The sequence below is a fragment of the Streptomyces sp. NBC_00490 genome (genome assembly GCF_036013645.1).
In the GTDB taxonomy this organism is placed as follows: Bacteria; Actinomycetota; Actinomycetes; order Streptomycetales; family Streptomycetaceae; genus Streptomyces; species Streptomyces canus_F.
Map to the genome: position 1 here is coordinate 4,929,606 of NZ_CP107869.1, position 13,520 is coordinate 4,943,125.

13 protein-coding genes are annotated in these 13,520 nt (G+C 71.5%); 6 read left to right on the forward strand and 7 right to left on the reverse strand.

Annotated features, from left to right (window positions below; genetic code table 11):
* Positions 1–83: 83 nt before the first annotated feature.
* Positions 84–1,490 (forward strand): alpha,alpha-trehalose-phosphate synthase (UDP-forming), encoded by a 1,407-nt coding sequence (locus tag OG381_RS22175; protein ID WP_327717825.1) that lies wholly within the window; start codon positions 84–86, stop codon positions 1,488–1,490.
* Here the strand turns inward: OG381_RS22175 and otsB are convergent.
* From otsB to OG381_RS22190, 3 genes are all read right to left on the reverse strand, one after another.
* Positions 1,478–2,338, reverse strand: coding sequence for a trehalose-phosphatase (gene otsB, locus OG381_RS22180; protein ID WP_327717826.1), 861 nt, complete (start codon positions 2,336–2,338; stop codon positions 1,478–1,480). The two genes, OG381_RS22175 and otsB, sit on opposite strands and share 13 nt — an antisense overlap.
* Positions 2,339–2,625: 287 nt before the next feature.
* Positions 2,626–2,862 carry a DUF3263 domain-containing protein gene (locus OG381_RS22185; protein ID WP_046258826.1) on the reverse strand — a complete coding sequence of 79 codons (237 nt, stop codon included), beginning with the start codon at positions 2,860–2,862 and terminating at the stop codon, positions 2,626–2,628.
* A gap of 33 nt (positions 2,863–2,895) precedes the next feature.
* Entirely contained in the window at positions 2,896–4,164 is a 1,269-nt protein-coding gene (locus OG381_RS22190) for an extracellular solute-binding protein (protein ID WP_443062038.1), read from the reverse strand.
* 108 nt (positions 4,165–4,272) lie between these two features.
* Here OG381_RS22190 and OG381_RS22195 point away from each other — a divergent pair, with 108 nt between their 5' ends.
* The 3 genes from OG381_RS22195 (at position 4,273) to OG381_RS22205 (ending at position 7,493) form a co-directional block, all read left to right on the forward strand.
* Positions 4,273–5,217: an ROK family protein gene (locus OG381_RS22195; RefSeq protein ID WP_327717827.1), complete on the forward strand. Its 945-nt coding sequence runs from the start codon at positions 4,273–4,275 to the stop codon at positions 5,215–5,217.
* Positions 5,217–6,428, forward strand: a complete 1,212-nt coding sequence (nagA, locus tag OG381_RS22200; RefSeq protein ID WP_327717828.1) for an N-acetylglucosamine-6-phosphate deacetylase — start codon at positions 5,217–5,219, stop codon at positions 6,426–6,428. Before OG381_RS22195 ends, nagA begins: the two co-directional genes overlap by 1 nt.
* A 135-nt stretch (positions 6,429–6,563) precedes the next feature.
* A complete protein-coding gene (locus OG381_RS22205; protein ID WP_327717829.1) occupies positions 6,564–7,493 on the forward strand; it encodes a 1-phosphofructokinase family hexose kinase in 930 nt (309 codons plus the stop codon).
* Here OG381_RS22205 and OG381_RS22210 read toward each other — a convergent pair whose 3' ends face one another.
* Both OG381_RS22210 and cdgB read right to left on the reverse strand, forming a co-directional pair.
* The gene (locus OG381_RS22210; protein ID WP_327717830.1) at positions 7,494–8,444 is read right to left on the reverse strand and encodes a CBM35 domain-containing protein; all 951 of its coding nucleotides are present in this window, start codon (positions 8,442–8,444) and stop codon (positions 7,494–7,496) included.
* Positions 8,445–8,563: 119 nt separating this feature from the next.
* Entirely contained in the window at positions 8,564–10,216 is a 1,653-nt protein-coding gene (gene cdgB / locus OG381_RS22215) for a diguanylate cyclase CdgB (RefSeq protein ID WP_327717831.1), read from the reverse strand.
* Positions 10,217–10,598: 382 nt separating this feature from the next.
* Here cdgB and OG381_RS22220 point away from each other — a divergent pair, with 382 nt between their 5' ends.
* A complete protein-coding gene (locus OG381_RS22220; RefSeq protein ID WP_443062039.1) occupies positions 10,599–11,108 on the forward strand; it encodes a flavin reductase family protein in 510 nt (169 codons plus the stop codon).
* A 135-nt stretch (positions 11,109–11,243) separates the two neighbouring features.
* Here the strand turns inward: OG381_RS22220 and OG381_RS22225 are convergent, their stop codons facing one another.
* Together OG381_RS22225 and arfB are read right to left on the reverse strand one after the other, a co-directional pair.
* Positions 11,244–12,083 carry a sigma-70 family RNA polymerase sigma factor gene (locus OG381_RS22225; protein WP_327717833.1) on the reverse strand — a complete coding sequence of 280 codons (840 nt, stop codon included), beginning with the start codon at positions 12,081–12,083 and terminating at the stop codon, positions 11,244–11,246.
* A gap of 117 nt (positions 12,084–12,200) precedes the next feature.
* Positions 12,201–12,638, reverse strand: coding sequence for an alternative ribosome rescue aminoacyl-tRNA hydrolase ArfB (gene arfB / locus OG381_RS22230; RefSeq protein WP_327722528.1), 438 nt, complete (start codon positions 12,636–12,638; stop codon positions 12,201–12,203).
* 188 nt (positions 12,639–12,826) lie between these two features.
* On the opposite strand from arfB, the gene OG381_RS22235 reads away from it, so the two are divergent.
* Complete coding sequence (locus OG381_RS22235; protein ID WP_266825449.1) at positions 12,827–13,402, forward strand: TerD family protein; 576 nt, start codon at positions 12,827–12,829, stop codon at positions 13,400–13,402.
* The last annotated feature ends 118 nt before the right edge of the window (positions 13,403–13,520 follow it).

Here is a 13,520-nt window from a genome sequence, read left to right on the forward strand (position 1 = left end):
GGCGGCCGTATTACGGCGCCCACAAGCCCGTATACAGCGAACCGCACGTTTGAGCGTTTCCGGGTCGGGCTAAGTTGAGGCGTATGGCTTCCACGCAGTCCGACCAGGGTGCCCGGGTGCTCGTCGCGTCCAACCGCGGCCCGGTCTCGTACGAGGTGCAGGAGAACGGCTCGCTGTCCGCGAAGCGCGGTGGCGGCGGGCTGGTCTCCGGCCTCTCCGCGATCGGGTCGGACGCGGACTCGCTGTGGGTGTGCTCGGCACTCTCCGACGGCGACCGCGAGGCCGTGCGGCGCGGGGAGGGAGAGCAAGGCGTCCGGATGCTCGACATCCCGGCGGACGTGCACGCGGACGCGTACAACGGCATCGCGAACTCGGCCCTGTGGTTCGTCCACCACATGCTGTACCAGACCCCGCTGGAGCCGGTCTTCGACGCGGAGTTCCGGCGCCAGTGGGCGTCGTACGAGACGTACAACCGCGCCTTCGCCGAAGCACTGGCCGAGGAGGCGGGGCAGGGCGCGGCGGTCGTGGTGCAGGACTACCACCTGACGCTGGTGCCCGGGATGCTGCGCGAGCTGCGCCCCGACCTGCGGATCGGCCACTTCTCGCACACCCCGTGGGCGCCCCCGGAGTACTTCCGGATGCTGCCGGACGACATCGCCGAGAAGGTCCTGCGGGGCATGCTGGGCGCGGACCGGCTGGGGTTCCTGACCCGGCGGTGGGCGTCGGCGTTCGAGGCGTGCGCGGAGCAGCTCGTCGGCGGCCTCGGGGACACCCGGATCGGTGTGCACGGGCTCGGGGCGGACGCGGACTTCCTGCGCAAGCGCTCGCACGAGACGGACGTGGACGAGCGGCTGGCGGCGCTGCGGGCGGAGGTCGGCGAGGGCCGCAGGACGATCGTCCGGGTCGACCGCACCGAACTGTCCAAGAACATCGTCCGGGGCCTGCTGGCGTACCGGCAGCTGCTCGACGACCGTCCCGAGTGGCGGGAGCGGGTCGTCCACGTGGCGTTCGCCTACCCGTCGCGGCAGGACCTCGCGGTGTACCGGGAGTACACGGCGGAGGTCCAGCGGGTCGCGGAGGAGATCAACTCGGTGTACGGCACACCGGGCTGGACACCGGTCGTCCTGCACGTGAAGGACGACTTCGCGCGCTCGCTGGCCGCCTACCGGCTGGCCGACGTGGCGCTGGTCAACCCGATCCGGGACGGGATGAACCTGGTCGCGAAGGAGGTGCCGGTCGTGTCGGACGAAGGATGCGTGCTGGTGCTGTCGCGGGAGGCGGGGGCGTACGAGGAGCTCGGCGAGGACGCGATCGTGGTCAACCCCTACGACGTGGTCGGTACGGCGGAAGCCCTGCACGAGGCGTTGACCCTGCCGGTGGAGGAGCGGGCCTCGCGGACCAAGAGGCTGGCCGCGGCGGCGACGGCGCTGCCGCCGGCCCAGTGGTTCCTGGACCAGCTGCACGCGCTCGACGCCGATCAGCCCAGCTGAGCGGCGAGCGCCCGCAGCAGCCCTACGACACCCTGCGGACCGTCGACGACGAGATCGGCCCGCTCCTTCAGCTCGGGAACCTCCTCGCTGCCGGCGCTGCACACCAGCAGGCCGGGGACGCCGTCGGAGCGGAGCTTGTCGACGGCGGAGTACGCGGGGAGGTCGCCCAGGTCGTCGCCCGCGTACAGCACGGCCTCGGCGCCCAGCTCACGGACGTACTCCGTCAGGGCCACGCCCTTGTCCATGCCGGGCGGCCGCAGTTCCAGCACCAGCCGGCCCGGTTCGACGATGAGGCCGTGGCGGGTGGCGAGGTCGGTGAGGGGTGCGCTCAGGGCGTCGAAGGCGGCCTGGGGGTCTGCGGCACGGCGGGTGTGGACGGCGAGGGCGCGGCCCTTCTCCTCGATCCACGTGCCCTGCCAGGCGCCGATCCGGTCGAGGAACCCGGGCAGTTCGGCGCGGGCGTGGGCGACGCCGGGGTGGGGCGGTGGGGCGGTGATGTCGCCGGTGGCGGCGTCCCAGCGTTCGGCGCCGTAGTGGCCGAGGACGACGAGGTGGTCGAGTCCCGGTGTCCCGTCGAATCCGCCGAGCCGTACGGCCACGCCGGGCGGGCGGCCGGTGATCACCGCGACGGAGGCGACCTTCGGGGCCAGTGCGGCGAGCGCGGACGCGGCCTGCGGGTGGGCGCGGGCCTGCTCGGGGTCCGCCACGATCGGCGCGAGCGTCCCGTCGAAGTCGAACGCGACGACGGCTCTGCCGGGCCGGCTGAGAATGGCGTCCAGTCCGTCGCGCCCGACCTGAGTGACCGGCGTCGGCAGCGACTCGTCCATGACGTGCGTGTGGGAGCCCATACGCCGACCCTAATGTCTTCGCCCCCGCCGCCCCTACCCGTCCCGTCCCTGGGGGCTGCCGCCCCCAGACCCCCGCTTCGGCCCTGAAGGGGCCTCGTCCTCAAACGCCGGACGGGCTGGAATGCAGTGACCGGCGATGTGAAGCGGACGGTCCGTGAATTTCAGCCCCTCCGGCGTTTGAGGAGCGGGGGTCCAGGGGGCAGCGCCCCCTGGGAGCGGGGTCGAAGGGGCGGCATGCCCCTGGGGATGGGACGGGTAGGGGCGGCGGGGGCGAGGAAACCCGAGGGTCACCTCTCCGATCTGCGGGAATCTCTCACCCGGCGTAGGCGGTTCACCGTGACCGGGTCGAAGGCGAGGGCTCGTGGGTCGTCGAGGAGGGCGTTCAGGAGCTGGTAGTAGCGAACCGGGACCAGGCCCAGTTCCTCCCGTATCGCCCGCTCCTTCGCCCCCGGCCCGGCGAACCCCCGCCGCTCGAGGACGAGGATCGCCCGCTCCCGGGCCCCGAGCCCGTCCTGGTCGTCCATGCCCCGCACGGTAGCCGCCGCCACCGACAACGCCTACTCCCCGCTCTCCGCCTGCAACGCCGTCGACTGAAGCCCGGCGAGGACCTCCGTAGGGCTGCCGCCGGACACCACCGCGCTCCCGATCCGCTTCTTCACCGCCTCGCTCACCGTGGCCCAGGACGTCCGCCCGACCGGATACAGCTCGGACAGCGGAAGCTCCTCCAGGAACGGCCGCAGGTCCTTGTCCCGCGCGGCCGTGCTCATGACGCCGGACGCGGACGCGGTGACCGGCAGCAGGTCGTACTCGCGCGAGAAGGCGAGGACGTTCTTCTCGTCGTAGACGAAGTCGAGGAAGTCCCCGACCTGCTCGGCGTGGCCGTTCTGCTTGAAGGCCGTCATCCAGTCGGCGACGCCCATGGAGACCTTGGTCTGGCCGTCGACCCCGGGCATCGGCACCATGCCGAACTTCACGCCCTTCTTGGCGGCCATCTGCATCAGGGTGGGGTGTCCGTTGAGCATCCCGACCTGCCCGTTCGCGAACGCGGCGAACGCGTCGGCCCGGTTCAGCCTCCCCGGCGCGACGGGCCCGGTCAGTCCCTTGCCGACGAGGTCGTCCTTGAGCCAGGTGAGAGTGGCGACGTTCTCGGCGGAGTCGATGCCGTACGACGTGCCGAGGTTCTCGGTGTAGCCGCCCCCGCCGCTGAGCAGCCACTGCATGGTCTCGGCCTGCGCCTCCTCCGACCCGAGCGGGAGGGCGTACGGGTACTTCACCCCGTCCGCCTTGAGCGCGGCGGCGTCCGCGGCGAGCTGGTCCCAGGTCTTCGGCGCGCTGAGGCCGGCCTCGGCGAAGAGGGTCTTGTTGTAGAAGAGCAGCCGGGTGGAGGCCGCGAACGGCATGCCGTACTGCGTCCCGTCCACCTCCCCCGCGGAGGCGAACTGCGCGGCGAAGTCGGCCTGCGTGGAGATGGAGAGCAGTTCGTCGGCCGAGTAGAGGAGGTCGTCGGCCGCGTAGTCGGCGTACGCGCCGATCTGCGCCATGTCGGGCGCGTTCCCGGCGGCGACCATCTCCTTGACCTTGCGGTCGACGTCGTTCCAGGAGTAGACGCTGACGTCGACCGTCACGTTCGGGTGCTTCTTCTCGTACTGCTGGACGAGCCCGTCCCAGTACTTCTGCGAGCTGTTGGCCTCGCTGTCCCCGTAGTCGGCGGCGACCAGCCTCAGCGTCACCTCGTCGGAGTCCGCCCCGGCTCCGCAGCCGCCGAGTACCGCCGTCATGCCCAGTGCGGACACCACCGCGATCGTTCCTGTCCTACGCCGCTGCACTGCCGAGCCCCACATCGTCATCGTCGAAACTTTCGAAAGGTCAGACATAAGGTCTACACCACGTAAGTGGACTAGACCTCTCACGGGTCGCCGGGCCACACTACCCCCGTGAGACATGTCATCGCCCTCGATGTGGGCGGCACCGGAATGAAGGCCGCCCTCGTCGGCGCCTCCGGCGAGCTGCTCCACCAGGCTCGCCGGGCGACCGGCCGTGAGCGCGGCCCGGACGCGGTCGTCGAGGGCATCCTCGGCTTCGCCGCCGACCTGCGCGCGTACGGCGCCGAGCACCTCGGCGAGCCCGCGTCCGCCGCCGGCGTCGCCGTCCCCGGCATCGTCGACGCCGAGCACGGCATCGCCGCCTACGCCGCCAACCTCGGCTGGCGCGACGTACCGCTGCGCGCGCTGCTCACCGAAAGGCTCGGGGGCGTCCCCGTCGCCCTCGGCCACGACGTCCGCACCGGTGGTCTCGCCGAGGGTCGCATCGGCGCCGGCCGGGGCGCCGACCGCTTCCTCTTCGTCCCCCTGGGCACCGGCATCGCGGGCGCCATCGGCATCGCCGGCCGGGTGGAGGCGGGCGCGCACGGCTTCGCGGGCGAGATCGGCCACATCGTCGTACGCCCCGGCGGCACCCCCTGCCCCTGCGGCCAGCACGGCTGTCTGGAGCGGTACGCCTCCGCGGCGGCCGTCAGCGAGGCATGGGCCGCCGCCTGCGGGGACCCGGACGCGGACGCGGCGGACTGCGCGAAGGCGGTGCGCTCCGGGGACCCCCGTGCCGTACAGGTCTGGCAGAACGCGGTCGACGCCCTCGCCGACGGCCTGGTCACCGCCCTCACCCTCCTGGACCCCCGCACCCTGATCATCGGTGGCGGCCTGGCCGAGGCAGGGGAAACCTTGTTCACACCACTGCGGGACGCCGTCCGGCGGCGGATCACCTTCCAAAAGCTGCCGACGATCGTCCCGGCTGCCCTGGGCGACACGGCGGGTTGCCTGGGCGCAGGCCTGCTGGCCTGGGATCTCCTCGACACAACGGACCGTACGGAGGTAACCCCCTGATGGCAACGCCGCTAGGGGCGCGGGGAACTGCGCGACCAGCCACATCGAGCCCGCACCCCGCGACGGACAAGTCCCCCCTCGTCCTGTCCGGCGCGACGGTCGTCCTCCCCACCGGAACCGTCACAGACGGCCGAGTGATCGTCGACGGCACCCGCATCGCCGGCAGCGCACCGGACCACGCCCAGGTCATCGACGTAACCGGCTACACCCTGGTCCCCGGCTTCGTCGACATCCACAACCACGGCGGCGGCGGAGCCTCGTTCACCTCAGGCACCGCCGATGACGTACTCCACGGCATCCACACCCACCGCCTCCACGGCACCACCACCCTCGTCGCCTCCACCGTCACCGGCGACATGGACTTCCTGGCCCAGCGGGCGGGCCTGCTGTCCGAGCTCGCCGAGCAGGGCGACATCGCCGGCATCCACTTCGAGGGCCCCTTCATCTCCCCCTGCCGCAAGGGCGCCCACTCCGAGGAGCTGCTGCGCGACCCGGACCCGGCGGAGGTCCGCAAGCTGATCGACGCGGCGCGCGGCAAGGCCAGGATGGTCACCCTCGCCACCGAACTCCCCGGCGGCATCGACTCCGTACGCCTGCTCGCCGAACACGGCGTCATCGCGGCGATCGGCCACACGGACGCGACGTACGAGCAGACGGTGGAGGCGATCGACGCGGGCGCGACCGTCGCGACGCACCTGTTCAACGCCATGCCCACGCTCGGCCACCGCACCCCGGGCCCGATCGCCGCCCTCCTGGAGGACGAGCGCATCACGGTCGAACTCATCAACGACGGCACCCACCTCCACCCGGCCGCCCTCCAGCTGGCCTTCCACCACGCGGGCGCGGACCGGGTCGCGTTCATCACGGACGCGATGGACGCGGCCGGTTTCGGCGACGGCCGCTACATGCTCGGCCCGCTGGAGGTCGAGGTCAGCGAGGGCGTGGCGCGGCTCGTGGAGGGCGGTTCGATCGCGGGCTCCACGCTCACCCAGGACCGCGCGTTCCAGCGGGCGGTGACGGTCGACCGGCTGTCCGTCGAGGACACCGTCGCGGCCCTCTCCGCCAACCCGGCCCGGCTGCTGGGGATGTACGACACGATCGGCTCGCTGGAGCCGGGCAAGTACGCCGACCTGGTACTTCTTGACCATCAATTCGCCCTCAAAGGCGTGATGCGACGCGGTGAATGGGTGGTCGATCCCCAACTGGGCTGATGTGTCCACCTGTTGAGGCGGCGGCCGTCCTGGGAGACTGGGAGGGCCGCCGTCCGTTTGGCGTGATCAGCTCGCCGGACGGACGGTCACAGCGAGTCCGTTCCGCGTTTCTTTCCTCGGGGGAGGTCGATCCAGGTGATCCTCACGGTCACGCTGAACACCGCTCTCGACATCACCTATCGCGTGCCGGACCTCAGGCCGCACGCCTCCCACCGGGTCTTGGAGGTGACGGAACGCCCGGGCGGCAAGGGCCTGAACGTGGCCCGGGTGCTCGCGGCCCTCGGTCACGAGGTGACGGTCACCGGCTTCGCCGGCGGCGCCACGGGCCGAGTCGTCCAGGAGCAGCTCACGACGGCACCCGGCGTGGTGGACGCGCTCGTCCCGGTCACCGGCGCGACCCGGCGCACGATAGCGGTGGTGGACGAACAGAGCGGCGACACCACCCAGTTGAACGAGCCCGGGCCGACCGTCACACCCGCCGAGTGGTCCGCCTTCCAGGAGGCGTACGAGGATCTGCTCCCGTCGATGGCCGCGGTCGCCCTGTGCGGCAGCCTGCCGCCGGGGGTGCCGGTGGGGGCGTACGCGGGGCTGGTGCGGACGGCTCGCGCGGCCGGGGTGCCGGTCCTCCTCGACACCAGCGGCGAAGCCCTGCGGCGCGGGGTCGCGGCCCGCCCGGACATCATCAAGCCGAACGCCGACGAGCTGGCCGAACTGACGGGCTCCCACGAGCCGTTGCGCGCCACGCAGGACGCGCGGCGGCGGGGCGCCCGGGCGGTCGTCACGTCTCTCGGTGCGCAGGGTCTCCTCGCCGCGTCCCCCGAGGGCCGCTGGCGCGCCACCCCGCCGTCCCGTGTGCACGGCAATCCGACGGGCGCCGGGGACTCCGCGGTCGCGGGGCTGCTGTCGGGGCTGGTCGAGCAGCTGCCGTGGCCGGACCGGCTGGCCCGCGCGGTCGCACTGTCGGCGGCGACGGTACTGGCGCCGGTGGCGGGCGAGTTCGACCCGTCCGCCTACGAGGAGTTGCGGGGGCGGGTCGCGGTGACGACTGAGGTCACCGCGGCCTGACTACTCGACCCAGCCCTTGACGAGCCACATCTGGTCGAGCAGGGCGTCGCACTGGTTGCCCTGCTCGCAGGAGACCTTGATGGTGTTCGAGCCCTTGTTGAGCTGGACGTAGTTGTAGGTCTGCGTCCAGCCCTTGGTGTAGTCGCCCTCGGCCGCGTGCGCGTAGTTGTCCATGCCGACCGGCGTCGTGGAGGCCGTGCCGTTGACGCTGAGGGTGGCGGTGGCGTCCTTGCCGGGGACGCTGTACCCGACGTACAGCGTGTACTTGCCGGTCTTGGGGATACCGCTGACGTTCCACGTGACCGAGGCGCCGACGGCGTTGAAGCCGTTGAGGTAGACACCGCCGCCCGCCTTGGCGCCCTTGATGTCCGTCGCCGTGGTCACACCGGGGCTGAGCGAGAGGGCCTTGGCGTCGATCTTCGGCAGGTCCTCCTCGTCGGACGCCGCGCTGCTGGCGGCCTGGCTCGGCTCGCTGCTCTGCTGGGACGAGGGTGTGGCGGAGGCCTCGTTGCCGGAGGCGTCGTCGTCGCCGTTGCCGCCCAGCATCGCCACCCCGATGCCGATGACGACCGCGGCGACCACCGCGATGGCACCGATCAGCAGACCCTTGGTGTTGGGACCCCGGCCGCGACCGCCACCGCTGTACCCCTGCTGCGGGTGCTGGCTGGTGGGGGCGCCGCCCGGGAAGGTCTCCGGCGCCGCGTAGTGCGCGCTGTGGGGCTGGCCGTGGGCGCCCTGCTGCTGCGGCACCTGGCCGTACGGCGCGGTGGCCTGCTGCTGCGGCTGCCCGTACTGGCGCTGGCCGACCGCGCGCACCCGGTTGACGGAGCCCGGATAGCCGTAGCCGCCGGAGGGCGGCTGGGCTCCGTTGGCCTGTCCGTCGGCGTAGAGGTAGCCGAACGGGTCGTCGTCCTCGGGCGGCGTGTTCGCGCCGGTGGTGCCGGACGTCATCCCAGGTACTCCTCAGCAGGTGCGGGGACGGATGCGGTACGCGTGGTGAATGGCGAGCCTACCCGCTCCTGCTGCCCCAAACGGGTGACTCGGATCGCATCAGCTCGCTGACCTGGGGATCATCCCGCGCGTCTGTGTTGTTTGGGACGAGATCGTTTCTCTACGTACATCCGCTCGTCGGCGGACTTCAGCACTTCGTCCGCCGTCATCCCGCAGTGCGCCCAGCCGATGCCGAAGCTGGCGCCGACGCGGACGGCCCGGCCCTCGGCGCGGATGGGCTGGATGATCTCGTTGCGCAGGCGTACGGCGAGGTCGGCGGCGTCCGCGCGGCCCAGGCCGTCGGCGAGGATCACGAACTCGTCGCCGCCGAGGCGGGCCACGGTGTCGCCGTCGCGGACCTGCCGGGACAGCCTGCGGGCGACCTCGATGAGGACCGCGTCACCGGCGTTGTGCCCGAACCGGTCGTTGATCGACTTGAAGCCGTCGAGGTCGCAGAAGAGGACCGCGAGCCCCTTGGTGCCGTCGTCGAGCTCACCCTCGGGGGCGACGGTGTGCACATGGTGGTCGAAGGCGGTGTCGAACGCCTCGGCGCCGGGCCGGAAGTCGAAGCCGTGGCCGTTGGCGTCGTAGGCGGGGTGGCCGAAGGCCGCGTCGATGGATTCGAGGGCGGCGTGGGTGGGGCGCTTGCACAGCCGCGCGGAGAGCCGGGCGCGCAGCTCGGCGGAGTTCGGCAGGCCGGTGAGGGAGTCGTGGGAGGCACGGTGGGCGAGCTGGAGCTCGCGGCGCTTGCGGTCCTCTATGTCCTCGACATGGGTGAGGAGAAACCGGGGGCCGTCCGCGGCGTCGGCGACGACGGAGTTGCGGAGCGAGACCCACAGGTAGGTGCCGTCGCGGCGGCCCAGGCGCAGCTCCGCGCGGCCGCCCTCCGCCGAGGTTCTCAGCAGTGTCCCTATGTCCTCGGGGTGGACCAGGTCGGAGAAGGAGTAGCGGCGCATCGCGGAGGCGGGACGGCCCAGGAGGCGGCACAGGGCGTCGTTGGTCCGCAGGATCCGGCCGTGCTGGTCGCCGCCCATCTCGGCGATGGCCATGCCGGAGGGGGCGTACTCGAAGGCCTGCCGAAAGCTCTCTTCACTCGCCCTGAGTGCCTGCTGTTCGCGCTCGAGCCGGACCAGCGCGCGCTGCATGTTGGCGCGCAGGCGCGCGTTGCTGATCGCGATGGCGGCCTGGAAGGCGTACATCTGGAGCGCTTCGCGTCCCCAGGCGCCCGGCCGGCGGCCGTTGCGGGGCCGGTCCACGGAGAGCACGCCGATCAGCTCACCGCAGGCGGCGCCGCCCACGCCGGGCGTGAACATGGGGGCGAAGAGCCGGTCGGAGGGGTGCCACTCGTCCTCGAAGCGGGGCGCGGGGCCGTCGGTGTACCACTGCGGTACGTCGTCGTCGTCGAGGATCCAGCCCTCGGTGTGCGGGATGAAGACCAGGTCGCCCCAGTTCTCACCCATGCTCAGGCGGCGCTCCCAGGAGTCACGGGAGCCGACCCGGCCGGTGATGAGGGCCTCGGCGGCGGGGTTGCCCGCGAAGGCGGCGACGACGAGGTCGCCGTCGGGGCGGACGAGGTTGACGCACGCCAGCTCGTAGCCGAGGCCGGTGACCACTCCGTCGGCGACGGTCTGCAGGGTGTCCGCCAGGGAGCGGGCGGTGTTCATGTCCGCCATGACCTGATGCAGTTGTCGCAGAGTCGCAAGACGGACGTAGGGCTCCGACTCGGTCTCCATGCTCGCCCTCCCCCCGAGACCTCGCAGCGAATCAAGGGTTCTCATCGGCGTATCGTTCTGGCAGCTTCCCCGCCACTGAATCACAGCGCGCTGCCCACTCGGTACACAGGGTCAACAATTAGTACCTCTTGTGACTCAAGTCACAGCGAAAGATGAACAATTGAGTGGGGTTTCTGCATTTTCCCTGTGCGTTTACTGAACGCAAACTTTGTGGGTTTGTGGAGGTTCACAGGGACGGGCTGGTAGGGGGTCCTAGGTCCGAGATCGGGCCCCGCCTCGGGCGGAGGTCCGATGCGGTCCGCCCCGGTCGGACACTAGCGTTTTCGACGTGCCGAACACTTCCCCGATCACCGCCGCCACCGCCTACGGGCATCCTGTGGGGGTGAGCAACGACGAGTTCCGCGCCGCCATGTCACGGCTGGCCGCGGGTGTGGTCCTGGTGACCGCCTACGAGCCCCCGCTCGACGACGAGGGGCCCAAGGGCGAGGACGTCGGCATGACGGCCACCGCCTTCATGTCGGTGTCCCTGGACCCGCCCCTGGTGATGGTCAGCCTGCGCGAGGGCTCCCGTATGGACGACCTCCTCGACGAACAGCCCCTGTGGGCCGTCTCGGTCCTCTCCGAGAGCCAGAGCCACATCGCCGGCCGCTTCGCCATGAAGGGCCGCATCAGCGACCGCCTCCTCTTCGAGGACGTCCCCCGCACCCGGGGCGAGGCCACCGGCTCCCTCCTGGTGAGCGGCGCCCTGGCCACCCTGGAGTGCCGAACGGAACAGCGGATACGCGCGGGCGACCACACCCTGGTGATCGGCCGGGTCCTGACGGCCGGGGTCCCGACCGCGGACGGAGGCCCGTTGACGTACTTCAGGGGCCGCTACCGCCGCCTGGACTGAGGGTGCACGGAGGCGGGGGCGGGAAGCGGGAGGGATCGGCAGATGTGTCCCAGGCCCGACGGCGGCCACCTGCGGTGAGGTGATGCCGACGGGAGTTGGGACACATCCGCCAATCAGTCCTTGCCTCGGCGGTGGCTAGAGGAGCTCGATGTTCAGGGCTGCCACTCGCTCGGGGGCGGACACCACGTCGATCACGGCGATCCGGTCCCGTACGAACGTGAAGGCCAGCGCACGCTCCACCCGGCCGTCCGCCAGCACCGCGAGTCCCGTGGCCCCGTCGACCAGCGCGGGGCGCGCGACCAGGGCGAGGCTCGCGAAGCTCGTCGCGCCCTTCGCCACCGCAAGGGCGCCCGCCGTGACACCGACCTCGGCGCGCGCCACGACGTCCGGGTCGAGCACCTCCACCAGCGCGTCGAAGTCGCCCCCGCGCGCGGCGGCCAGGAAGGCGTCGACGACCTCCCGCTGCCGGACCAGGTCCGCGTCGGGCGCCGGAGCGCCCTGCACCCGGCGCCGGGCCCGGCTGGCGAGCTGCCGCGCCGCGGCCGGCGTACGTCCCACGATGTCGGCGACATCCTCGAACGGCACCGCGAACAGGTCGTGCAGCACGAACGCCAGCCGTTCGGCGGGCGTCAGCGTCTCCAGTACGACGAGCAGCGCGACGCCGACCGAGTCGGCGAGCAGCGCGTCCTGCTCGGGGTCGGGCACCACGCCGGGCAGCGGTACGTCCGGCTCCAGCGGCTGCTCGGCACGCGCCTTGCGGGACCGCAGCATGTCCAGGCAGACCCGCCCGACGACCGTGGTCAGCCAGCCCCCGAGATTCTCCACCTGCCGGGTGTCGGAACGGCTCAGCCGGAACCACGCCTCCTGCACCGCGTCGTCCGCCTCCGCGCGTGACCCGAGCATGCGGTAGGCGACGGCGCTCAGATGCCCCCGGTGCGCCTCGAACCGCTCGGCAAGAAACTCACTCTCGCTCATCCGCCTCTGACCTCTCGTCGCGTCGCCGGGGTGGTCTCAACGCTCTGACGAAAGAGAGGACGCGGATGTGACAGGGGTACGCCTCGGCACAGGGGTACGCCTCGGCGCGCGCCGGCCCTAACCCCAGTCGCGGCCCGTCCTGCCCCGCTTCGTCTCCGCCCGCTGCTTCTTCTCGCGCAGGCGGCGTTCGTTGATGCCGCGCGGGATGCGGGTTGCCCTGCGGGGCTTGGGGGGCGGGGCGGTGGCCTCGGCCAGGAGGGCGGCCAGGCGTACGGCGGCGGTCTCGCGGTTGCGCCACTGGGAGCGGTGCTCGGAGGAGCGGACCGTGACGACGCCGTCGACGAGGCGGCCGGCCAGGCGTTCCAGGGCCCGCTGCTTCCACACCTCGGGCAGGGACTCCGTCTTGGCCAGGTCGAAGCGGAGCTCCACCTGCGAGTCGCTGGTGTTGACGTGCTGGCCGCCCGGTCCGGACGACCGCGAGAAACGCCACATGAGCTCGGCCTCGGGAAGGGAGACGGAGCCGCGGATGACGTGAGGACCGGACATGCCCCCTATGGTCGCGCGGCTGACCCGCACACGTCACGCGAATATCCCCGTCTCTGTGCTCGCGCCCCTCACTCCCGCTTGGTAAAGAAAGTAAAGGGAGGCGGAACCTTTGGTGCCCCTCTCCGCGTTCTTGGGGGTAGATGTAGCTTCAAGCCCGTACTGCCTGTGCAATGCATAACGAGGGAAGGATCCCAACCATGGCTGTAAGCCTGTCCAAGGGTGGCAACGTCTCGCTCAGCAAGGAGGCTCCGGGCCTGACTGCCGTCACCGTGGGCCTGGGCTGGGATGTCCGCACCACCACCGGCACGGAGTTCGACCTCGACGCCTCCGCGATCGCGGTCAACCCGACGGGCAAGGTCTACTCCGACGGCCACTTCGTCTTCTTCAACAACAAGCAGACGCCGGACCAGACCATCGTCCACACCGGTGACAACCGCACCGGCGAGGGCGCGGGCGACGACGAGGCGATCAACGTCAACCTGGCGGGCCTCCCGGCCGACGTCGACAAGATCGTCTTCCCGGTCTCGATCTACGACGCCGAGAACCGCTCGCAGAACTTCGGCCAGGTCCGCAACGCGTACATCCGCATCGTCAACCAGGCCGGCGGCGCCGAGATCGCGCGCTACGACCTGTCCGAGGACGCGGCCACCGAGACCGCCATGGTCTTCGGCGAGCTGTACCGCAACGGCGCCGAGTGGAAGTTCCGCGCCGTCGGCCAGGGCTACGCCTCGGGCCTCGCGGGCATCGCGTCGGACTTCGGCGTGTCCGTCTGACGTCTCACGGACACAGGCACACCACGCACCGCAGGAACCCCCGGCTTCACGGCCGGGGGTTCCTGCGTCGTGAGGGCCCTTGCAATGCGCGTGGCCGGGGTGCGTCGCGAGGTGTGCG